The following is a 21516-nucleotide window of genomic DNA, read 5'->3' on the forward strand; positions in this document are numbered from 1 at the left end:
GTTCCGGGAATCTCCCTGCTGGGAGCCAGGCGACGCGACCCCCACGCCACGTAAGGGAGCTTAACAATGGTTCTGCGCCGCTTCAGTCTCGCTGCCCTCGCCTGTGCCGCACTGGCCCTCACCATCGCCCCAGCCCCGGCTACCCACCAGGGCCCCTCCGCGACACACCGAGTCGTCGCCGACGGCCACACGGAAGACAGCTCTTGGGGCGGCGGCTGCCGGACGTGCCGGCCAATCCAGTGATTCTGGCTCGTTGCCGCGCCGCCTGGTCGGCGCGGAAATGTCCAGGCAGGTGCCGCCCGCGTCGAAGCCGACGTTACTTGGCCGTTCAGGCCGCAATTCCAGTCTGTTTTCGGGCCGCGGTCAGGGGCTGTGTCCTGTCGCTTCGAGCACGCCCTCTGGCCTTCGGCGTTCCCCTTGCGCGGCCCCGTGGCCGGTACCTGCTCGGCTGTGGTCGTGGAGGGAGTCCCGATGGATGACGAGCGGGCCGAGGCGGTGCTCGATGCGCGCACCGAGCTGGTGACGCGGGTGGCGGCGATCGACATCGCCAAGGCCTCGGCGATGGTGTGTACCCGGCTGCCGGGTGAGAAGAGCCCGGACCGGCGGGTGCAGCGCACCTGGCCGGTGAAGGCCACGATGAAATGGAGGCCACCGGCGTCTTTTGGAAGCCGTTCTTCTACGTCCTCGAGGCTCACGGGCTGTGCTGCCGGCTGGTCAACGCCCGCGACGTGAAGAACGTCCCGGGCCGCCCCAAGACGGACAAGCCGGATGCGATCTGGCTGGCGAAGCTGGCCGAACGCGGCATGCTGCGCCCGAGCTTCGTGCCCCCGAAGCCGGTGCGGCAGCTGCGGGACCTCACCCGGCTGCGGAGGGTCCTCACCGACATGTCGCGCTGATGGCCAGGGATTCCCGACCGGTCAACCCTGGATCCGTCCCCATCAAGTTCACCACGCCCACGGGCTTCGTGTTCACCGGCAACGCGCGCAGCGCGTACTACACCTTCGGCGCCGGCCAGGGTGAAACCGCGGATCTGAAGCTTGAGTACTCCGCGGATCACAAGACCGCGACTGCAACGGCGAACCCGCACTTGTCCGACGCCATGCGAGAAGCCGCGACGACTGAGTATCCGTACCCATGTTTGGGGCGGGCGTCCTGCTTTCCGATCCAAGTGTCGCCGCGAACCCGGCAGGCTCAGTCCGGCTCGGGCCGGGACCGCAGGCGTTGCATCCGGGCGCGGCTGAGGCCGTGTGCCCGTCGTATGTGCCGGGTGCTCACCCCGAGTTTGTCCTCGGTGTGGTCGTCGAGAAGTTCCTGCCAGGTCTGGCCGTGGCCGAGCCCGTGGTCAGGCCCGTCATGTCGGCGACCGCCTGACCGTGAGCGGCCCCGGTGCTGCTGTCAGCAGGCTCAGGCACTGCACGTCGGTGGGGTGCAGTCCGAGATGGTCGGCGGTGGCCTGGTTGAACGGGACTCCCTCGACAACTCCTCGTACGGCCGGGCCCGACGGGAGTCTGTCATCTGGGTCACACTTTCAAATTGCTGCGCGGCGCAGTGAATTCCGAGTAGTCTCCTGCGTGGCGCAGTTAATGCGTCACGCAGCGACCATACTCCCTGGAGAATCATGCTCACCGTTGCCGTCACCGGAGCCACCGGAGCCCAGGGCGGGGCCACCGCCCGCGCCCTGCTCGCAGCCGGCCACCAAGTGCGCGCGCTCACCCGCCAGCCCGCCTCACCCGCCGCCGACGCCCTGCGCGGCCTCGGTGCCCAGGTACTCCGTGCCGACTTCGACGACCGCCCCTCGCTGGAGACCGCCCTCGCGGGAGCGGACTCACTCTTCGCGGTCACCACCCCGTTCGCCACCGACACCGCCACCGAAGTCCGCCAGGGCAAAGCCCTCGCCGATGCCGCGGCACAGGCCCGTCTCGGCCACGTCGTGTTCACCTCCGCCGCCCACGCCGACCGGGGCACCGGCGTCCCGCATTACGAGAGCAAACACCTGGTCGAGCAGCACCTGCGTGCAGCGGGGGTGCCCTGGACGGTGATCGCCCCGGCCGCGTTCATGGACAACTACGCCACCGGCTGGACGCTCGACGGGCTGCGCGAGGGCACCTTCGCCTGGCCCATGCCCGCCCACCAGCCCCTCACGCTCATCCCCGCAGCCGACATCGGCGCCTTCGCCGCGCTGGTCCTCCAGCGCCGTGACGAGTTCACCGGTCACCGCATCGACATCGCCTCCGACGAGCGCACCCCCGGCCAGATGGCGGAGATCCTCGCGACCGCCATTGGTCTGCCGGTCACCCACCAGGAAGTACCCCTCGCCCACGTCCGGACCCGATCGGCCGACCTGGCAGCCATGTTCGAGTACTTCACCACCGCCGGCCTCGACGTCGACGTCACCGGGCTGCACCGCGACTACCCCGAGGTCGGCTGGCACAGCTTCACCGACTGGGCGGTCACCCAGGACTGGCCCGCCCTCCTGGCCACGGCGTCTGCGCATCAGTGACGTCCGCCGCCTGCGCCCGGGACCAGTTGCGCCCGCCGCCCTCCGCAGGCGTGCCACAGACCAGCGCCCCCGCCGGGACGGCACCGGACCAACCGGTCCGCTACCGAAAGAGCACACTCATGAAACCGATCGGCTACTGGCTGAACCGCACCGACAAGGCCCTCACCCGCTACATGAACGGCATGCTGGCGGAGTTCGGGCTCACGCGCATCACCTGGCAGGTCCTTAACGTCATCCACGACACCCCCGAGACCGCCGACACCGAAGTCCTGTCGACCCTCTCCGCCAACGCCGACACCGCCACGCTGGCCGAAGCCATCGACACCGCTGTCGCCGACGACTGGGCAATCCGCCCCGCACCGGGGCTGCTCACCCTCACGCCCGGTGGCCGCCGGCGCCTGACCGACGTGGCCGCGCGCGTCGACGCGTTCCGCGAACTGTGCACGGCCGGCATTTCCCCAAAGGAGTACCGCACAGCCGTCCGTGTCCTGGAACGCATGAGCCACAACCTCGAAATGGCGACAAGCGCCGGCCATTGAACATGACGCCACTCAGCGGGCACCGATGATCTCCAAGAACCGCGGTCCGGCCCTCACCACCGTATGGCGCCATCCCGCTGACGGATGAACCCCGCACGGACGGCGCCGAGTACGACGGCGGTGGTCAGTGGCCGCTGACGGCGAGTTCTGGTCGTCCGCTACTTGACCGAGTCCGGACACACGGCCGAGGGCCTCTACGACGGGCTCTCAGGGCTCGCCGCCGCCCGCGACCCCCGGTTGGATGCTGTGATGCTGCCCGAGACGCTGCGCTCCGTGGACGCCAAGGTCCAGCGACTGATCGACCTCTCCAACGCACTGCTGGAGCTGGAGGAACTCGGCAGCACGGGTCACATCACCCGCGCATCCGTGCCCCTCGCCGACCTTCTCGACGCCGCCGTCGTCCCGCACCGGCGTACCGCGGAGCGGGCCGGGCGCGCGCTGTCCGTCGACACCGCCCGCGTGACCGTGGACGTCGATGCCCGGTGGCTGCGACCTGCCATCGGCAACCTCGTCGGCAACGCCCTGCGGCACGGACACGGGACCGTCCGCCTCACGGCATCGATCGAGGAGGACATGCTGCTGGTGAGCGTCACGGACGAAGGACCCGGCTTCCCGCCGGAGTTCCTGCCGCGGGCGTTCGACCGCTTTGCCCGCGCCGAGGCCAGCCGCACCGGCGACGGGTCCGGCCTGGGCCTCGCATTCGTGCAGGCGGTGGCCACGGCGCATGGAGGCACCGTCCACGCCGACAACGTGGGCCGGGGAGCGGCTGTCGCCCTTCGTCTGCCCTGCTGACCGGCGCGACGGGCTCCCGCGCATCGGCCTGCGAGCGTGGTGCGCGTGTGCATGGCTCCTTGCCCCCGGTCGGACACCCACATCCCCGTCGAGTTGCTTCTGGGGCGGCGGCGACGAGACGCGTGCGGGACGCGCACGCTTCAGGCCGTGATCCCCTCGATCGCCACGGGAAGGTGGCGGGGGCCGCGCAGTACGGCGTTGGCGCGGTACGGCGGGGGGTCCTCGAGCAGGCCGGAGAACCTGACCCGGCGGAACAGTTCGGGTACGGCCACATGGAGTTCTATCCGGGCGAGGGGGGCGCCGAAGCAGTAGTGGATGCCGGTGTAGAAGCCCAGGTGCTCGTTGTCCCCGCGGTCGGGGTCGAACCGGTCGGGGTCCTTGAAGCGTTTGGGGTCGCGGTTGGCCGCGGCCAGCATGAGCCAGACCGGGGAGCCCTCGGGGATGGTGGTGCCGGCGACGTCGATGTCGGCCAGGGCGGTGGTCCACGGGACGAACTGGACCGGGGGCTCGTAGCGCAGCACTTCCTCGATGAGCGGGACGGCCAGGTCCGGGTCCTTCTGGAAGCGGTCGAGGACGTCGGGGTGGCGCAGCAGGGTGAGGGTCGTGTTGGTGATCGCGTTGACGGTGGTCTCGTGGCCGGCGACCAGGAGCAGCACGGCGGTGGCTTCCAGGTCCGCCGGGGTCATGGCGGGGGCGAGCGCGCTGAGCATCCCGGGGCCGGGGTGGCGGCGTTTGGTCTCGATCAGGTCGGTCAGGTAGGCGCCCATGTCCTGGCGTGCCCGCTGTGCCTTTTCCTGGCCGTCGGCGCCGCCGGCCTGGGGATCGAGTGACGACGCCAGGGCGTCGGCCCAGACGTGGAAGCGCGGTTCGTCCTCGCGCGGGACGCCGAGGACCTTGCAGATGGCGGTGACGGGAAGGGGGTAGGAGAAGTCCTCGACGATGTCGACCTGTTCCTTGCCTTCGAAGGCGTCGAGCAGTTCGGTGACGACCTGGGCCAGCTCTCCGCGCAGGCCGTCGAGGAACCTGGGGCTGTGCGGGGGGCCGAACGGCCGGTTGATGGTGTCGCGCAGCCGGTCGTGCACGGGTGGGTCGGTGAAGATGAAGCTGGGCGGCAGACCGGTGTCCGGGTCCGGCTGCCCGACGCGGGCGTAGCCGGACGGGCGGTTGCTCGTGTCGTTGCTCAGCCGCGGGTCGTTGGCGAGCCTGCGCACCTCGTAGTAGGTGCTGACCAGGTAGGTGCCGTCGTCCTCCCGCCTGACCGGTTGCTTGCGCAGTTCCGCGTAGAGCGGGTACGGATCGGCCCGATGGGCGTAGTCGGTGATCTGCGCGACGAGGGTGCCGGACGTCATGGTGTCTCCTGAGTGCTCCGGGCGGTGCAGGGCCGGTGATCAGGCATGCGCCGGAACGAACGCGACGCGCCGCTCGCTCGGCGAGTGACCCGTCAGCGTGACCGTGGCCCCGTGGGTGGGCAGATGGGGATCGGGGAAGACCGGGTCGACCGGCTCCAGCGTCTCGGTCCGGCGGTCGACCGTGCGGTACTCCGGCGGGAACGGCGCGCCGGACGCGATCTGCTGCTCGTAGAACCCCAGCCACTTGGCTCCGTCGAAGGACGCCGCGGCGATGACGCGGCCGCGGTACCCGTACACCGCGACGAACCGCGCCTCCGTCAGCGTCCCCTGGGCGATGACCAGTTGGTCGCCCAGCGAGGGCACACCCACCGACTTGATGTTCACGCCGAACTGGGTGGACCAGAACATCGGCAGCCACAGGTGCGGACGGCGGTCCGGACCCGCACAGATCATGTTGTGGGCCGCGATCTCGGCCTGTTCGACCGCGTTGCCCCAGTGTTCCAGCGCCAGGAACTGGTAGTCGAACAGCGGATGGGGGCTGCGGGCCACGTCACCCGCGGCGTAGATGTCGTCGGTGACGATGCCGTTGACGTCGAACACCCGGCACCCGGCGTCGCACGCGATCCCCCGGGGACCCGCGGCCACGCCCGAACCGGCGAGCCATTCCGTGTTCCGCAGGGCACCGAGCGAGACGACCGCCACGTCCACGTCGATCGCCGAACCGTCGGACAGGTGGGCGCGCCTGAGCCGTCCCACATCGTCGCCCTCCAGCGCGGTGACGCTGACGCCGCAGCGCAGGTCGACTCCGTGCTCGCGCTGCAGCCGGTCCGCGACCGCGCCGATCACTCCACCGAGCGCGCCCACCAGCGGGGCCGGGCCGCGCTCGGCGACAGTGACCTGAAGGCCCAGTTCCCGGCAGGCGGAGGCGACCTCCGAGCCCGTGAAACCGGCGCCGATCACCAGCACCCGGGACACGCCCCCGGTCAGCTTCCGGCGCAGGCGGGCGGAGTCGTCGCGGGTGCGCAGCACGAACACCCCGTCCAGCGCGGCCTCTTCCGGGTGGAACCAGGGCCGCGCTCTGGTCCCGGTGGTGATCAGCAGACGGTCGTAGGGGACGGTGTCGCCGTTCGTCAGGCGCACCTGCTTGGCGTCCCGGTCGAGGCTCTCGGCGGCGACGCCCAGACACCATTCGGCGTCGATGTCGCGCCGCCGCGGCAGCGCGGTGTCCTCGGGCCGTGCCCGCCCGAGCAAGGCCTGCTTGGACAACGGCGGCCGGTCGTAGGGCTCGTACGGCTCGTCGCCGATCATGGTCAGCGATCCGGTGAAGCCCTGCTCGCGCAGGGTCTCCGCCGCGCGCAGACCGGCCAGCGAGGCGCCGACGACGACGATGCGGCCCTGGCGCCGCAGGACCTGGACGTCCGTGTCAGCCGACATGGGGCTCTACCCGCCTCGTCGGCTCGTCGGAGTAGTCCACGAGGATGGCCTGGACCGGACAGGCGGCAGCGGCCTTCTCCACCCGGTCACGTTGCGCCTCGTCGAAGCGAGGGGAGAACAGCAGCGCCTCTTCCCCGTGGAGGGAGAAGACGTCCGGGGCGAGAAAGACGCACTGGGCGAATCCCTGGCACCGGTTGAGATCGACGACAAGCCTCATCTGGTACCCGCTCCCTGCTCGGGCCGCGGTCCCCCTGGGCGCGTCAGCGGCCTTCGCCGCGAGCTCCGCGGCCCTTGTGCTCGGTCCACACGATCGGACGGCATGCCTCATCTTCAGGATCGACTCCTCCGACGGGGCTCGCAAACCGGGAGAAACGGAACACGCCGGTGACTGATCTCCGCGAAGAATGGGTGTCTATTTCGTAGTATGAGCCGATGATCAGGTCTGGCAGACGGCGTGCCCGGCGGCGGCGCGAGGGGCAGAAGGCCGTGCACCGGCACCGCTCGTTCGCCCTCGGTCTGCTCGGGACCGGTGCGGTGGCCGTCGCGGCGGTCGTCGCCGTGTTCGCCGCGGTGTTCGTCTTCCGCGGCGGATCCGAGGAGGCGGCGTCCGCCGGCTCCGCCCGGCTGCGGACGACGAGGACCACGACGTCCGGGGCGCCGGCGGCGCCGCGCCCCACCGGCACCGTACGGATCGCCGCCGTGGGGGACGTCGTGATGGGCTCACTGCCGGACGACCTGCCGCCGGACGACGGCGCTTCGTTCTTCGATCCCGTCGACGACCTGCTCGTCGGCGACGTGGTGCTCGGGAACCTGGAGGGAACACTCACCACCGGCGGCTCCAGCAAGTGCGACGGCGACAGCCCGCACTGCTTCGCGTTCCACGTCCCTCCGTCGTACAGCCACTGGCTCAAGAAGGCCGGGTTCACGGTGATGAACGTGGCCAACAACCACATCGACGACTTCGGGGCGGAGGGGCGGCGCCAGACGTTCGCCGCCCTGCGCTCGGTGAACCTGCCGTTCACCGGCCGCCTGGGACAGATCACCGTCCAGCGGGTCAACGGCATCCGGGTCGCACTGCTCGGGTTCGCTCCCGACCAAGGGGCCAACGATCTCACGGACATCCCCGCCGCGAGGCGACTCACCGCGCGCGCCGCGAAGTTGGCGGACGTCGTGATCGTCACCATGCACGCAGGCGCGGAAGGCTCGGACCGCACCCATGTGGAGCCCGGCACCGAGTACTTCCTCGGCGAGAACCGTGGCGACTGCTACCGCTTCAGCCGCGCGGTGATCGACGCCGGCGCCGACCTCGTCGTGGGCAGCGGTCCGCACGTGATGCGGGGAATGGAGTTCTACAAGGGCCGGCTGATCGCCTACAGCCTGGGCAACTTCTCCGGCTACAAGGTCCTCGGCCTAGGCGGCACACTCTCCACCAGCGGTGTGCTGCAGGTCACCCTCCGCGCCGACGGCACCTACCTGTCCGGGCGCCTGCACCCGACCCGGATGGTGGCGCCGGGCACACCGGAACCGGGCGGCGACGGGATCGACCTCGTCGACGACGTGTCGGAGGAGGACTTCGGTCCGCACGCCGCCCGGATCTCGGCGGACGGGACGATCCAGCGCCCGTAGCCGGGCGTTTCCGGCGCGAGCAAGGCCCGTACCGATGCGGTCAGATGTCGCGGCGGCCGGTTCCGAGGGCGTCGCGCAGGAGCGCGACGGCCTGGTCGACGGCTGCTCGGGTGGCCTTGGACTGGCTGAGCGAGTTGATCATCATGAAGTCGTGCACGGTGCCGTCGTAGCGCACCGTGGTGACCGGGACGCCGGCGGCCCGCAGCTTGGCGGCGTACGCCTCGCCCTCGTCGCGCAGCACGTCGGCCTCGTCGACGATCAGCAGGGCCGGCGGCAGGCCGGTGAGTTGCTCGGTGGTGGCGTTGTTGGGAGAGGCGGTGATCTCCGCGCGCTGCTTCGGGTCGGTGGTGTAGGCGTCCCAGAACCACTCCATCGCCTTGCGGCTGAGGTAGTAGCCGGTGTCGAACTGGTCGTAGGACCTGGTGTCCATGGCCGCGTCCGTGACCGGGTAGTACATAGACTGCTGTACGAAGGTGACGTCACCGCGCTCCTTGGCCAGCAGGGCGAGCGCGGCCGTCATGTTCCCGCCGACCGAGTCGCCGGCCACCGCCATGCGCCGGGCGTCCAGGCCCTTGGAGGCTCCCTCGCGTGTGATCCACTGCGCGGTGGCGTAGCCCTGCTCGATGGCCACGGGGTAGTGGGCCTCCGGCGAGGGGGTGTACTCGACGAAGACCACCGCTGCCTGCGTACCGACCGCCAGCTCCCTCACCAGCCGGTCATGGGTGGCGGCATTGCCCAGTACCCAGCCGCCGCCGTGCATGTACAGGATGACGGGCAGTGTTCCGGCGGCGCCCTCCGGCCGGACGATGCGCACCCGCACGTCGCCCACGGAGGCCGGTACGGTGATCCACTCCTCGGAGACCGGCGGTTTGTCGATCGGCGCGGCCTGCAGGTCGTCGAGGACCTTGCGCGCTTCCGTCGGCTTCAGCTCGTACAGGAACGGGTGGTTCCTGGTCGCGTCGGCCAGTTCCTGCGCCGGGCGCTCCAGGATGAGCGAGGGAAATTGATCGGCCATGACAGTGCTCCCTGGCGGGGCTGAGAAGCATGGTGAAGACAGGCGGGAGCGTCGTCCCGTCCTGAGGGCGCCGGCGCTGCCGCACGCCTGGGCTCTGGCCCGAGCCCCTGGTCATGCCCTCGATGGGGCGGTACCGCCATCGTAGTCGCGCGCCTCGCGGCCCTCGACTCGGAACACCGGCGGGGCGGTTCGGGACGCGCCGGGGAGAACGCGCCTGCGGCGGCTGCGTTCAGGCTCCGGGACGGGCGGGGCCGGCGGGGTGGTGGCGTGCGCGAGTTCCCGTCCCGCCTGCCGTCGACCCCGCCGGCCCAGTGCGTCGCTGCCTGCCGTGCCCATCGGCCCGGGTGGGCCGGTGCACCCTCCCTCCGCGCGCCGCGATGTGCGCCGTTCTACCAGGCCACCGGCAACTCGAGGGGGAAGCGCCTGATCGTCTTCGTGTCCCACCGCACGTCCTCCGGCGCCACCGCGAGCCGCAGACCGGGGAACCTCTCCACGAGCCGCCCGATGGCCACTTCGAGCTCTGCCATGGCCAGGGGCATCGCGATGCACCGGTGTCCGCCCCAGCCGAAGGTCATATGCGGAGCGCTCTCGCGGTCAGGGTCGATGACGTGCGGGTTCGGGTAGCGCTCCGGGTCGCGGTTGGCCGTCAGGTAGGACACATGGACGAAGTCGCCCGCCCGGATGCGCGCGCCGTCCAGTTCCACGTCCTCGAGAGCCACCCGGGGGATTCCGACCCCCTTGCGGAACGGGATGCAGCGGAGCATTTCGTGCAGGACGTCGGGCAGGGTCTCCGGCCGGTGCCGGAGGTGCTGCATCAGCTCGGGACGTGTCAGGAGCAGGTAGGTGATGTTGCTGATCTGGCAGGTTGCCGTGTCCTGGCCGCTGAGCGCCAGCGTCAGCGTCATGACCGCCAGTTCCTTGTCGTCGAGCTGTTCCTCGCCCTCCCGCGCCGCGGCCATCGCGCTGATGAGGTCGGGACCGGGGGAGACCCGGCGCTGTCCGGCGAGTTTCGCGAAGTAGGCCGTCAGATCGGCCTTGGCCCTCGTGGCGGCCTCCTTGTTGTCCGAGCCGACGACGAGCAGTTGGTTCACGGACTCCTCGATCCAGGGCCATTCCTCCCGTTCGATGCCGAGGAGTTCCAGGACGGCGTGCTGGGGGAGGGTGTTGGAAAGGTGCTGGACCACGTCCGCCGGCGGTCCTTGCTTCTCCATGTCGTCCAGCAGGCGGTCCGCGAGCTGCATGATCCGGGGCCGCATACTGTCGACCTGTTGCTGTGTGAAGGCCTGTGAGGCCAGGTGACGGACGCGGCTGCTGTGCGGCGGGTCCATCACGTTGATCGATTCCGGCGAGACGATGGGCTCCGGCGTCATCCGCGGGTAGTCGCGCCCGATGATGCCCGCCCTGCTGAACCGCTGGTCGGTGGTGACCTGTTTGACGGAGTCGAAGCCGGTGATCAGCCAGGCGTCCGCGTCGCCGTAGGGGAGCCGGATGCGCGCGGGAGAGCCGCGCTGCATCAGTTCCTCGAGCGCGGGATCGAATTCCAGGGCTTCGCTGAAGTCGAACGGGCAGGTGGGTGTCTCGTTGTCCGTGGTCATTGGCCGGCTCCTCCAGGCATGGGTACGACGTTGGTGATGTCCACGGCCCTGCGAACGGCTTCGGCGAGCCTGACGGCATCGCCGACGGCCCAGTAGTGGACGAAGAACAGGCGCGGCTCGTCGTTCAGGTTGTGGTGGTGCACCTCGACGAGTTCGACGCCACCGCGCCGCAGGGCCGTGAGGACGGGTTGCACTTCGTTGGCGATCATGACCAGGTCACCGCTGAGGGCGGCCCTTCCGCCGCCGAGGGGCTGGAAGTTGACGGAGGTGGTGGCGCCCAGTCCCGGAGGCAGGACCAGATGGCCGTCGGCGACCGTCTCACGGCGGACATAGGTGCACTTGTAGATCTCACCGTCAGCGGCGCCCCTGACGCCCATCGCGGCGTCGATGGCGGTGGTGTCCAGGTCGACCGTCGGCGACGACGTGGTGGCTTCGGCAGGTGGGGTACCGGTGCACCTGAACGCGGCGCGCAGACCCCGGGCGACAGCGACCGGATCGTGACCGTGGGCGTGCACGTGCACCCACCAGATGTCCGGTTCGTGGGCGAGCAGGTGCTTGTGGATGGCCGTCTGCATGATCCCGTGTTCCTGCAGGACGTCGCAGAAGGTCTGCAGCTCGCGTTCGGTGACCACGACGTCGCCCATCAGGAGCGTGCTGTGGTCCGCGTACCGGACGAAGGACAGGTGGGTGCCCAGGGCGAGCGCGGGATCGATCCGTACGCCACGGGAGAGGACCGTGAGGTCCCGGCGCGGCAGGCCCGTGTGGTACATGAAGCGCCGCATGTCACCGGGCCGGCCGAGCACCTCGCCCACATCTGCCCAGTCCGCCTGCTTGGTCATCACCGGTTCCACCAGGGCGTCCCGCCCGCCGGACAGGGCGTGGGCCCGGTCCGGCACGCCGGTGAGCACAGGCGCGAGGGTGGCCGCGGCCAGCAGACGGCGCCGGGACGGGGTCGGTCGGGATCGGGTGTCCTGCTGTCGCTCGTCAACCATGTCATATGCCTCCTGACATGATCGAAACATCGCAACGCGCATCGCCCGGTGATCGACGCAGTGACCTCCCGCAGGTGGCCTAACGGACTTGTGACGATCGTGACCATGAGTGCGAGCGACTGCCGCCCTTGGACCGCCGCGACTGCGGCCCGGCTGCGGCACCGGGCGGCGAGACGCATCGGACGGGGGCCCCGGGGCGTGCCGTTGATCCCGGAGTGCGTGTTCCCCGCCACCCGCCGGGCCCGCGCTGTTGCGGAGGCCGGCGCCCCGGCGTTGGAATCAAGTGTGAGGCACTTTGGCGGCGCCGGGTCCGTCGACCGCCCCGCTCCGGGAACGGCGGCCGGACGGAAGGGGCTCAGGAGCGACGCCCTGGGCATGTTCTCCTCGGTGGCCATGGGCCTGGCCTCCACCGGCCCGGCCTACAGCCTGGCCGCCACGCTGGGCATCATCGTGGCCGGGGTCGGACTGCAGGCGCCGATCGTCACGATGCTGGCGTTCATCCCGATGCTGCTGGTCGCGTACGCCTTCCGGGAGCTCAACGCCAGCAACGCCGACTGCGGGACCACCTTCACCTGGGCCACCCGCGCCTTCGGGCCGCGCACCGGCTGGATGGGCGGCTGGGGCCTCATCGTCGCCAACATCATCGTCATGGCGAACCTGGCCGCGATCGCCGCTGCCTACGGCTTCCGGCTGGTGGGCCTGGACGACCTGGCCCAGAACCGCCTGTGGACCACCCTGGCGGGCGTCGTCTGGATCATCGTGCTGACCGCGATCTGTTACGTCGGCATCGAGGTCTCGGCGGCCGTCCAGCGCTGGCTGCTCTGCCTGGAAGTGGCGATGCTGATCGTTTTCGCCGTCGCCGCGCTGGCCAGGGTCTACACCGACCCGCCGCCGACCGCGATCCATGTGTCCGCCTCCTGGTTCAACCCCTTCGCGGTGCCCTCGACGACGGCCCTGACCTCGGGCGTCCTCGCCGGCGTCTTCATCTACTGGGGCTGGGACACCGCCTTCTCGGTCAACGAGGAGACCGTCGACAGCACGCGCATCCCCGGACGCGCCGCCGTCCTGTCCACCGTGCTGCTCCTGGTCATGTACGCACTGGTGTCCACCTCGGCACAGTCGTTCGCCGGAGTCGGCAGCTCGGGCATCGGGCTCGGCAACACGCACAACGCCGACGACGTGCTCTCCGGACTGGGCGAGGCCGTGTTCGGCAGCCAGGGCACGGGGCTGCTGCTGTCGCGACTGCTGATCCTGATGGTGCTGACCTCCGCGCTGGCCTCCGCCGAGACCACCATCCTGCCCCTGGCCAGGACCGTCTTCTCCATGGCGGTCCACAAGGCGGTCCCCTCCCGGTTCGCCCGGGTCCACCGCAGGTTCCTCACGCCGACCTGGGGGACCCTCGGCATGGGAGCGGCCGCGATCATCGTGTTCCTCCTGCTGGCGTCGTTCAGCCAGAACGTCCTGGCCGACTCGATCGACTCGGTCGGTCTCGCGATCGCCTTCCAGTACGGGGTGACCGGCTTCGCCTGCGTCTGGTACCACCGCAAGATCCTCCGCCGCAGCGCCAAGGACCTGGTCTTCAAGGGTGTCCTGCCCGGGCTCGGCGGGCTGATCATGGCCCTGCTGTTCCTCTACGCCACCTTCGTCGTCTACGCGGACCCCAGGTACGGCACGACCACCGTGGACCTGCCGCTGATCGGCAGGACGGGCGGGGTCACCGTCCTGGGCCTGGGCGCGCTGCTGATCGGTCTGCTGCTGATGCCGGTGGTCACCCGGGGTCACGGCGTGGCCCTCAAACTCCAGCGGGGCCTGCTTCCACGCCGCCTGCCTCGGCATGCCGCCGTCGACTCGGCGAGCCGCTATCTGCCCGCCGACAGCGGGTCCGGGGTCGGCGGCGACTGGTACGACGTCATCCCCCTGTCCGGCACCCGGGTCGGCCTGGTCGTCGGGGACGTGCTCGGGCACGGCCTGCGTGCCGCCGCCACCATGGGGCGCCTGCGCACGGGTGTGCGCGTCCTGGCCCGGCTGGACCTGGCCCCGGACGAACTGCTGTCCCGCCTGGACGACCTGCTCGACCAGACCGCCGAGGAGAGCGGGATCGACCACGGGCCGGGCCATCGGAGGCAGCAGGCCGACGCGGCCATGGGCGTGAGCTGCCTGTACGCGGTGTACGACCCCGTCTCGGGCGAGTGCAGCCTCGCACGGGCCGGCATGTCGGTGCTGGCGGTCGTCGACCCGTGCACGGGCGTCGTCGACCGCCCGGAGCTGCCGCCCGGACCTCCGCTGGGCATCGGTGGGCCGCCCTACCAGAGCACGGACCTGGAGCTGGCGCCGGGCAGCCTCGTCGCCCTCTTCACGGGCGGCCTCCTGCAGGCGGCCGACGACCTTGACGCCGGGCTCGCGCAGCTCTGCCACATCCTCGCCGGCGCGGACGGGTCCTTGGACGCGTTGTGCGACCGGGCGGTGAGCACCCTGCTGCCCGGCCCGGTGGACGTGGACGCGACGCTGCTCGTGGTCCGCACCCGGCGGCTCGACCGGAACCAGTTCGCCGAATGGGCGCTGCTCCCGGACCCGGCCGCGGTGGCCACGATCCGCACCGCCGTCAGCAAGCAGCTCGGCGACTGGGGGCTGGGCGACCTGGCGTTCGCCACCGAGCTCATCGTCAGCGAACTGGTCACCAACGCCATCCGTTACGTCGGCGGTCCGATCCAGGTCCGTGTCATCCGCGACCGGACCCTGACCTGCGAGGTCTCCGACACCGGCCACACCTCGCCCAATCTGCGGCACGCGGCGAACGACGACGAGGGGGGCCGGGGCCTGTTCATCATCGCCCAGATGACCCACCACTGGGGCACCCGCTACACCCCCACCGGCAAGACGATCTGGACCGAGCAGGACCTGCCGTGACCGGACCGCCGGCGTCCTGACGGAAGGAGCTGCCATGGTTCGGCAGACGGCGACGTGTGTCCCAGGGGGCGGTCCGCCGGGCAGGCCCCAGCCGGATCCGAACGGGCGGCTCCGGCGTCTACCCCGGTATGGAACTGCAGAAGCCGCCTCCCCCGCCCCGGCAGCCGGAAGGGTGCCTCACCGTGGCGATCCGTGTCCCCCTGCGGATCGTCGTCCTGGTGCTGGTGGTGCCGGTGCGGATGGTGTGGGACGCGCTCGTCGTCACCGGAAGGTTTCTGCGGGACACGGTCCTGCGGCCGCTCGGCCGGGCGCTGCTCCGGGCCGGAAAGGCCCTGTTCGTCTGGCCGTTCGTGGGCCTGTGGCGCTATGTCCTGGTCCCGGTCGGCAAGGCGCTCGCCTGGCTCGCCACCGTGCTCGTCGTCGTACCGGCCGTGTGGTTCCACCGGTACGTCCTCACGCCCCTCGGGCACGCCGTCGCGTGGCTGGTGCGCGGGGTGGGCGCCGGGCTCGGCTGGGTGTACGCGCGCGTGCTGCTCCCGATCGGGCACGCGGCCGCCTGGCTGGTGCGGTATCTGCTCGTCGTCCCCGCGCGGTTGCTGTACGACCGGGTCCTCGCGCCCGCCGGACGCGCCGTCGCCTGGTGCGTACGAGGGCTGGGGCGGCTGCTGGGCATGATCGCCACCGGCATCGGAGTCGCCCTCTACTGGGTGCTCCGCGTCCTTGTCGTCCTGCCCGCCCTCGCGCTGTGGCGCTGGGTCCTCGCGCCCGTCGGCCGGTTTCTCGCCGTCGTGGCACGGGAGGTGGGCGACGCCCTCGGGCACGCCTGGCGGATCGCCGGACGGATCTCGCGGGCCGTCGGCCGGGCGCTCGGGACCCTCTTCCGGTGGATCTTCGTGGAGCCGGTGCGCTGGGTGTACCGGACCGTCCTCACCCCGGTCGGCCATCTCGTCCGGGACGCCGTCCTGCGGCCCGTCGCCGAGGCCGGGCGCGTGGTGGGCCGGAGCGTACGCGAGGCGCTGGCGGGCGCCCGCGACACGGTACGGCAGGCCCGCGCGGACTTCCGGCGGATGCTGTTCGGCGAGCCCCGGCAGCCGGCCGCCGTGGACCGGCGGGAACCTCAGGCGCCCGCGACACGTACTCTTGGTAGCAGTACGACCGCACTCACGAAGGACTAGGACACTGGGCAAGCGACAGCCCGAAGGCCCGCCGCCCGCACCCGCGGTGCAGCGCATCCGACTGCGCTACACCAAGCGCGGCCGCCTGAGGTTCACCAGCCACCGAGACTTCCAGCGCGCCTTCGAGCGGGCGCTGCGCCGCGCCGAGGTGCCCATGGCCTACTCGGCCGGTTTCACGCCGCACCCGAAGGTGTCGTACGCCAATGCCGCACCCACCGGCACAGGCAGTGAAGCGGAGTACCTGGAGATCGCGCTCACCGCACCGCGCGACCCCGAGACCCTGCGCGTCCTCCTCGACGAGTCGCTGCCCTCCGGGCTCGACGTCATCGAGGCGGTCGAGGCACGGACCTCGGGTCTCGCCGACCGGCTGACGGCCTCCGTCTGGGAGCTGCGGCTGGACGGCGTCGACCCGGCCGACGCCGAGCGCGCGGTGGAGGCCTTCACCGGGGCCGGGACCGTCGAGGTCCAGCGGATGACCAAGAACGGCGTCCGTACCTTCGACGCCCGCCCGGCCGTGGCGAGCCTGGAAACGCACGGTTCACCGGCTGATAGGCCGACCGACCAGCCCTGTGCGATACTGCGGCTGGTTGTTCGGCACGTGACGCCTGCCGTACGACCCGACGACGTCCTGTCCGGTCTCCGCGCCGTGGCCGACCTGGCGCCGCCGGTCCCCGCAGCGGTGACCAGGCTGGCGCAGGGGCTGTTCGATGAAGAGACCGGCACGGTGACCGACCCGCTCGCGCCCGACCGCGAGGCAGCCGAGGCCCTGACGGCCCAGCCGGCTGCCGCCGCGACGGCGCCGACGCCGGAAGGTTCCGCGTAGGGACGGACGTCGTAGCGCCGCCCTTGTACTCGGGAGCCACCTGGGTCGGGCAGCGCACCGACCAGAAGACTTTCGCCAGGCCGTACCGACAAGGCGTACGGAACCGGCGAGACAGGACACAGAGTGCTCCCGTGCGGCGCCCGCGCCCCGGACGGCGGCCATCGCGCATCGCGCGGGCCGCGGACGTCAACGGCGGACGGTCTTGGCGGACCGGCGCCGGACCAGGCGCGGCGCCCGGGAGCCTGACGGGAGAAACGCCCGCATGCTCGAGCCGACCGAACCCCTTGAGGGTTCCGAACTGAACACTCCGAGCGACACCCTGCCGCCGCGCAGGCGTCGCCGTGCCGCCTCCCGCCCGGCCGGTTCGCCGGCCGGGGCCGAGGCGGCCGCCGAGGTCACGGTGCCGGCCATACCGGCCGCGGACTCCGACGACATCGCCGAGACCGCTGCGGCGGAAGGCACCGAAGAGGCCGCGGCAGCCGCCGGGGCCGTAGAGGCACCTGAGGCGATCGAGGCCGAGGCGACCACGGAAACCCCTGAGTCCGCCGCCGAGGAGACCGCACCCTCCGGCCGTCCGCGCCGCCGTGCCACCCGCCGTGCGTCCGCGCCCGCCGGGGCCCCCGCGTCCACGGAGACCGCCGCGGCCGCCGAGAGCGTCGTCCCGGCCACCGTCGCCGAGGCGGAGAAGCCCGCCGCCGTCGCCGAGGCCGGCGAGGTCGTCGTCGGCGAGCAGGCCGCACCGCGCCGCGCCCGCCGCCGTGCCACGCGCAGCGTCTCCGCGCCGACCGGAGCCGCCGGAGCGCCGGAGGCCACCACCCCTGTGACCGACGAGGCCGCCGTGACCCATGCTGATGACGTGACCGGCGAGCCCGCCGAGGCCGTCGCCGAAACCCCCTCCGCCGGCCGTCCGCGCCGCCGGGCCACCCGCCGTGCGTCCGCGCCGGCCGGGGCCCCCGCGTCCACGGAGGCCGCCGAGGCCGCCGAGGCCGTCGTACCGGCCACCGCCGCGACGGACGTGACCGCCGGCGCCGAGGCCGCCGCGCCCGCTGCCGAGGAGGCCGCGCCCGCCGGCCGTACCCGCCGTCGTGCCACCCGCCGCGCGTCCGCGCCCGCGGGCGCGCCGAAGGCCGCCGCCGATCAGGCCCCGGCCGCTGCCGCCGCCGAGCCGGCCCCGGCTGACGAGACCCCCGCGTCCGCCGAGGTGGGCGGTGCCGACGAGGAGGCAGCCCCGCGCCGCACCCGACGCCGGGCCACCCGCCGCGCGACCGCGCCCGCCGCTCCCGTGGCCGAGACCGAGACCGAGAAGGCCGCCGCCGAGGCCGCGTCCGCCGACGCCGGGGCGCACACCCCGGAGGTCCCCGTCACCACGCACACCACCGAGCCCGCGCCCGCCGCCCAGGCCCCTCAGGTACCGGCCGCGCAGGCTGCCGCCGAGGAGGCCGCTCCGCGCCGTGCCCGGCGTCGGGCGGTGCGCCCGGTGTTCGGGTTCTCCGAGCCCGCGCCGTCGGTCGGCGAGACCGAGGCCGCCGAGTCCGAGGGCCGGCGCCGTCCCGCCCGCCCCGCCGTCGCCGTGTTCCAGGCGCCGGTGTTCGCCGAGCCGAGGTTCCAGACCCCGGAGCGCGCCGCCGCCGAGGCCGCCGCGGAGGCCGCCGAGCCGGAGGAGCCCGAGGAGTACACCGAGGAGAGCGCGGAGGAGCGCGCCGAGACCGGCTCGCGCCGTCGCCGTCGCCGCCGGGGTTCCGCCGTCGCCGAGGAGACGCAGCCCGCCCAGGCCGAGGATGAGCCGGAGGAGGCCCAGGAGTCCGTCGAGGACCTCGGTGAGGGCGAGGAGGCCGAGGAGGGCGACGAGACGGAAGGCGCCGAGGGCTTCGAGGAGTCCGGCTCGCGCCGCCGTCGCCGCCGTGGCGGTCGTCGCCGCCGCCGCGGTGACGCCGTCGAGGGCGAGGGCGCCGAGGGCGAGGAACTGGCCGCCGAGCAGGCGGCGCAGGACGCCGAGGACACCGCCGAGCAGGAGGAGGAGGACGCCGAGGAGGCAGGCGACGAGGCGTTCTCCAGCGCCGGCAGCCGGCGCCGCCGCCGGCGTCGTCGCCGGGCCGGTGACACCGCCGCCGACAGCGAGCCGTCCGCCGACGACCCGGAGCGCACGGTCGTCAAGGTCCGCGAGCCGCGCAAGCCCAGTGAGCCGTCCGACGAGGTGCAGTCCATCAAGGGCTCGACCCGCCTGGAGGCCAAGAAGCAGCGCCGCCGGGAGGGCCGCGAGCAGGGCCGCCGACGCGTTCCGATCATCACCGAGGCCGAGTTCCTGGCCCGCCGCGAGGCCGTCGAGCGCGTGATGGTCGTGCGCCAGCACGGCGATCGCACGCAGATCGGCGTGCTCGAGGACGGCGTGCTCGTCGAGCACTACGTCAACAAGGAGCAGTCGACCTCCTACGTCGGCAACGTCTACCTGGGCAAGGTCCAGAACGTACTGCCGTCGATGGAGGCCGCCTTCATCGACATCGGCAAGGGACGGAACGCCGTTCTCTACGCCGGTGAGGTCAACTTCGAGGCGCTGGGCATGGGGAACGGCCCGCGCCGCATCGAGTCCGCCCTGAAGTCCGGGCAGTCCGTCCTGGTGCAGGTCACCAAGGACCCGATCGGGCACAAGGGCGCGCGTCTGACCAGCCAGGTCTCCCTGCCGGGCCGCTACCTCGTGTACGTCCCCGAGGGCTCGATGACCGGCATCAGCCGCAAGCTGCCCGACACCGAGCGGGCCCGGCTGAAGACCATCCTCAAGAAGATCGTCCCCGAGGACGCGGGCGTGATCGTGCGCACCGCCGCCGAGGGTGCGAGCGAGGACGAGCTGCGCCGGGACGTCGAGCGGCTGCAGGCGCAGTGGGAGGAGATCCAGAAGAAGTCGAAGAACGGCAACGCCCCGACGCTGCTGTACGGCGAGCCGGACATGACCGTCCGGGTCGTGCGCGACATCTTCAACGAGGACTTCTCCAAGGTCGTCGTCAGCGGTGCCGACGCCTGGGAGACGATCCACGGGTACGTCTCGCACGTCGCGCCGGACCTGGCCGCCCGGCTGTCGAAGTGGACCTCCGAGGTCGACGTCTTCGCCACCTACCGGATCGACGAGCAGCTCGCCAAGGCGCTGGACCGCAAGGTCTGGCTGCCCAGCGGCGGTTCGCTGGTGATCGACCGGACCGAGGCGATGGTCGTCGTCGACGTCAACACCGGCAAGTTCACCGGCCAGGGCGGCAACCTCGAGGAGACGGTCACCAGGAACAACCTGGAGGCGGCCGAGGAGATCGTGCGCCAGCTGCGGCTGCGCGACCTCGGCGGCATCATCGTCATCGACTTCATCGACATGGTCCTGGAGTCGAACCGGGACCTGGTGCTGCGACGGCTTCTCGAGTGCCTGGGACGCGACCGTACGAAGCACCAGGTGGCCGAGGTCACCTCGCTGGGCCTGGTGCAGATGACCCGCAAGCGCGTCGGCCAGGGCCTGCTGGAGTCCTTCTCCGAGACCTGCGTCCACTGCAACGGCCGCGGTGTCATCGTGCACATGGAGCAGCCGACGTCCGTCGCCGGCGGCGGTGGCGGCAAGCGCAAGAAGCGCGGCCGGGGCGGTGAGGTGCACGAGCACGTGCACGAGACCGCCGCCGTGGCCGTGGAGACCGGTGAGGCCGTCGAGCCCGAGGCGGAGACCGCCGCCGCGGTGGCCGCCGAGGTCGCCGAGCCGGTCGCGCTGCCGGCCCCCGACTTCGCGCCGGACGAGGAGCTGTACAGCAGCGTCGCCGAGGCGGAGGCGGCGGCCACCCGTGGCCGTACGCGGCGCCGGGCGAGCCGCCGGGCCTCCGCTCCGGCGGGCGCGCCGAAGGCGGAGCGGGCCGCGAAGGCTCCTCGTGAGAAGGCTCCGCAGGCCGAGGCCGTCCGCGAAGAGGCCCCGGTGACCGAGACCGCCGTGGCGGCCGAGGCACCGACCGCGCAGCAGGTCACGGCCGAGGAGGCGGCGGCGCGTCCGGTGCGTCCGGAGCCGGCCGCCGAGGCGCTGGCCGAGCCGGCGGCCGTCGAGGACCAGGTGGTCCCGGCGGCGCAGGCCGAGGCGGCCGAGGAGGCCGCGCCCAAGGGCCGTACGCGCCGTCGTGCGACCCGGAAGGTGTCGGCGCCGGCCGGTTCCCCCGCGGGAGCCGAGGCGGGCGTGGTGACGGTGCCCGAGACCGCGCCCGCGGCCGAGGCGCCGGTGGCACAGCCCGAGGCCGCGGCACCGGCTGCGGCCGAGGAGGCGCCCGCCGAGAGCGCCGCCCCGGCCCGCCCGCGCCGCCGTGCCGTGCGCCAGGTCAGCGCCCCGGCCGCGACCGAGGAGACGGCCGTCGTGGTCGTACCGTCGCCTGCGGCGGGAGAGGCCCTGGCTGTCGTGGAGGTGGACGAGGAGGCCGCTCCGGCCAAGAAGGCGGCCCGCAAGACCGCCAAGAAGGCCACCGCGAAGAAGGCCGCCGCCAAGAAGACGACGGCCAAGAAGACCGTGGCCAAGAAGACGGCCGCCAAGAAGACGACGGCCAAGAAGGCGGCCAAGACCGCCAAGACGGCCGCCGCGAAGTCGACGGCGAAGAAGACCAGCACGGTCTCCGCCCCCGCCGACGAGGGCTGATGCCCAGGGTGTGGGGGGGGGGGGGGGGGGGGGGGGGGCGCCCCCGCGGGGCGGTGGTTGTTCCCCCCTCTTGTTTCCTCCCCCTTGCCCTCTGCTGGGTCTCTCCCAAGACCCACCCCCCCCACAACCCCCC

At 72.0% G+C, this 21516-nt stretch carries 15 protein-coding genes and 1 pseudogene; 9 read left to right on the forward strand and 7 right to left on the reverse strand.

The features are described from left to right. Positions 1-617 precede the first annotated feature (617 nt). Complete coding sequence (locus ACZ7HQ_RS01280) at positions 618-896, forward strand: IS110 family transposase (protein ID WP_470985140.1); 279 nt, start codon at positions 618-620, stop codon at positions 894-896. A gap of 429 nt (positions 897-1325) precedes the next feature. Here ACZ7HQ_RS01280 and ACZ7HQ_RS01285 read toward each other — a convergent pair. Next, a pseudogene (locus ACZ7HQ_RS01285) lies at positions 1326-1465 on the reverse strand (MarR family transcriptional regulator); the annotation flags it as partial. A gap of 153 nt (positions 1466-1618) precedes the next feature. Here ACZ7HQ_RS01285 and ACZ7HQ_RS01290 point away from each other — a divergent pair. The 3 genes from ACZ7HQ_RS01290 to ACZ7HQ_RS01300 all read left to right on the forward strand — a co-directional run bounded on the left by ACZ7HQ_RS01290 (position 1619) and on the right by ACZ7HQ_RS01300 (position 3831). Beyond that, a complete protein-coding gene (locus ACZ7HQ_RS01290) occupies positions 1619-2500 on the forward strand; it encodes an NmrA/HSCARG family protein (protein ID WP_470983126.1) in 882 nt (293 codons plus the stop codon). Positions 2501-2619: 119 nt separating this feature from the next. Then, positions 2620-3039 (forward strand): MarR family winged helix-turn-helix transcriptional regulator, encoded by a 420-nt coding sequence (locus ACZ7HQ_RS01295; protein ID WP_470983128.1) that lies wholly within the window; start codon positions 2620-2622, stop codon positions 3037-3039. Between the two features lie 162 nt (positions 3040-3201). After that, complete coding sequence (locus ACZ7HQ_RS01300) at positions 3202-3831, forward strand: sensor histidine kinase (protein ID WP_470983131.1); 630 nt, start codon at positions 3202-3204, stop codon at positions 3829-3831. A 140-nt stretch (positions 3832-3971) separates the two neighbouring features. Here the strand turns inward: ACZ7HQ_RS01300 and ACZ7HQ_RS01305 are convergent, their stop codons facing one another. Genes ACZ7HQ_RS01305 through ACZ7HQ_RS01315 form a run of 3 tightly spaced genes read right to left on the reverse strand, consistent with a single transcriptional unit; the run spans position 3972 to position 6831 of the window. Next, positions 3972-5180, reverse strand: a complete 1209-nt coding sequence (locus ACZ7HQ_RS01305; protein ID WP_470983133.1) for a cytochrome P450 — start codon at positions 5178-5180, stop codon at positions 3972-3974. A gap of 39 nt (positions 5181-5219) precedes the next feature. After that, the gene (locus tag ACZ7HQ_RS01310) at positions 5220-6614 is read right to left on the reverse strand and encodes an NAD(P)/FAD-dependent oxidoreductase (RefSeq protein ID WP_470983135.1); all 1395 of its coding nucleotides are present in this window, start codon (positions 6612-6614) and stop codon (positions 5220-5222) included. Next, positions 6604-6831 (reverse strand): ferredoxin, encoded by a 228-nt coding sequence (locus ACZ7HQ_RS01315; protein WP_200420786.1) that lies wholly within the window; start codon positions 6829-6831, stop codon positions 6604-6606. The genes ACZ7HQ_RS01310 and ACZ7HQ_RS01315 overlap by 11 nt, the downstream gene beginning before the upstream one ends. A gap of 215 nt (positions 6832-7046) precedes the next feature. On the opposite strand from ACZ7HQ_RS01315, the gene ACZ7HQ_RS01320 reads away from it, so the two are divergent. Then, the gene (locus ACZ7HQ_RS01320) at positions 7047-8240 is read left to right on the forward strand and encodes a CapA family protein (RefSeq protein ID WP_470983139.1); all 1194 of its coding nucleotides are present in this window, start codon (positions 7047-7049) and stop codon (positions 8238-8240) included. Between the two features lie 40 nt (positions 8241-8280). On the opposite strand, the gene ACZ7HQ_RS01325 is transcribed toward ACZ7HQ_RS01320, so the two are convergent. The 3 genes from ACZ7HQ_RS01325 to ACZ7HQ_RS01335 form a co-directional block, all read right to left on the reverse strand. Then, on the reverse strand, positions 8281-9255 hold the full coding sequence (locus ACZ7HQ_RS01325; protein WP_470983142.1) for an alpha/beta hydrolase: 975 nt from the start codon (positions 9253-9255) through the stop codon (positions 8281-8283). A 389-nt stretch (positions 9256-9644) separates the two neighbouring features. Beyond that, positions 9645-10850, reverse strand: a complete 1206-nt coding sequence (locus ACZ7HQ_RS01330) for a cytochrome P450 (RefSeq protein WP_470983145.1) — start codon at positions 10848-10850, stop codon at positions 9645-9647. Further along, positions 10847-11842, reverse strand: a complete 996-nt coding sequence (locus ACZ7HQ_RS01335; protein ID WP_470983147.1) for a DUF1259 domain-containing protein — start codon at positions 11840-11842, stop codon at positions 10847-10849. Before ACZ7HQ_RS01335 ends, ACZ7HQ_RS01330 begins: the two co-directional genes overlap by 4 nt. 285 nt (positions 11843-12127) lie before the next feature. Here ACZ7HQ_RS01335 and ACZ7HQ_RS01340 point away from each other — a divergent pair, with 285 nt between their 5' ends. The 4 genes from ACZ7HQ_RS01340 (at position 12128) to ACZ7HQ_RS01355 (ending at position 21383) form a co-directional block, all read left to right on the forward strand. Further along, on the forward strand, positions 12128-14749 hold the full coding sequence (locus tag ACZ7HQ_RS01340) for an amino acid permease (RefSeq protein ID WP_470983150.1): 2622 nt from the start codon (positions 12128-12130) through the stop codon (positions 14747-14749). A 128-nt stretch (positions 14750-14877) separates the two neighbouring features. Beyond that, entirely contained in the window at positions 14878-15924 is a 1047-nt protein-coding gene (locus ACZ7HQ_RS01345) for a hypothetical protein (protein WP_470985142.1), read from the forward strand. Between the two features lie 46 nt (positions 15925-15970). Further along, positions 15971-16747: a TIGR03936 family radical SAM-associated protein gene (locus ACZ7HQ_RS01350; protein ID WP_470983153.1), complete on the forward strand. Its 777-nt coding sequence runs from the start codon at positions 15971-15973 to the stop codon at positions 16745-16747. A 262-nt stretch (positions 16748-17009) separates the two neighbouring features. Further along, positions 17010-21383 carry an Rne/Rng family ribonuclease gene (locus ACZ7HQ_RS01355; protein WP_470983155.1) on the forward strand — a complete coding sequence of 1458 codons (4374 nt, stop codon included), beginning with the start codon at positions 17010-17012 and terminating at the stop codon, positions 21381-21383. Positions 21384-21516: the final 133 nt, after the last annotated feature.

The organism is Streptomyces sp. NPDC037290, assembly GCF_055603245.1.

Bases quoted from the DNA above. Each gene is read 5' to 3' on its own strand.
- ACZ7HQ_RS01290 (WP_470983126.1), top strand. From the start codon at position 1,619: ATGCTCACCGTTGCCGTCACCGGAGCCACCGGAGCCCAGGGCGGGGCC.
- ACZ7HQ_RS01295 (WP_470983128.1), top strand. From the start codon at position 2,620: ATGAAACCGATCGGCTACTGGCTGAACCGCACCGACAAGGCCCTCACC.
- ACZ7HQ_RS01305 (WP_470983133.1), bottom strand. From the start codon at position 5,180: ATGACGTCCGGCACCCTCGTCGCGCAGATCACCGACTACGCCCATCGG.
- ACZ7HQ_RS01310 (WP_470983135.1), bottom strand. From the start codon at position 6,614: ATGTCGGCTGACACGGACGTCCAGGTCCTGCGGCGCCAGGGCCGCATC.
- ACZ7HQ_RS01315 (WP_200420786.1), bottom strand. From the start codon at position 6,831: ATGAGGCTTGTCGTCGATCTCAACCGGTGCCAGGGATTCGCCCAGTGC.
- ACZ7HQ_RS01320 (WP_470983139.1), top strand. From the start codon at position 7,047: ATGATCAGGTCTGGCAGACGGCGTGCCCGGCGGCGGCGCGAGGGGCAG.
- ACZ7HQ_RS01325 (WP_470983142.1), bottom strand. From the start codon at position 9,255: ATGGCCGATCAATTTCCCTCGCTCATCCTGGAGCGCCCGGCGCAGGAA.
- ACZ7HQ_RS01330 (WP_470983145.1), bottom strand. From the start codon at position 10,850: ATGACCACGGACAACGAGACACCCACCTGCCCGTTCGACTTCAGCGAA.
- ACZ7HQ_RS01335 (WP_470983147.1), bottom strand. From the start codon at position 11,842: ATGGTTGACGAGCGACAGCAGGACACCCGATCCCGACCGACCCCGTCC.
- ACZ7HQ_RS01345 (WP_470985142.1), top strand. From the start codon at position 14,878: ATGGAACTGCAGAAGCCGCCTCCCCCGCCCCGGCAGCCGGAAGGGTGC.
- ACZ7HQ_RS01355 (WP_470983155.1), top strand. From the start codon at position 17,010: ATGCTCGAGCCGACCGAACCCCTTGAGGGTTCCGAACTGAACACTCCG.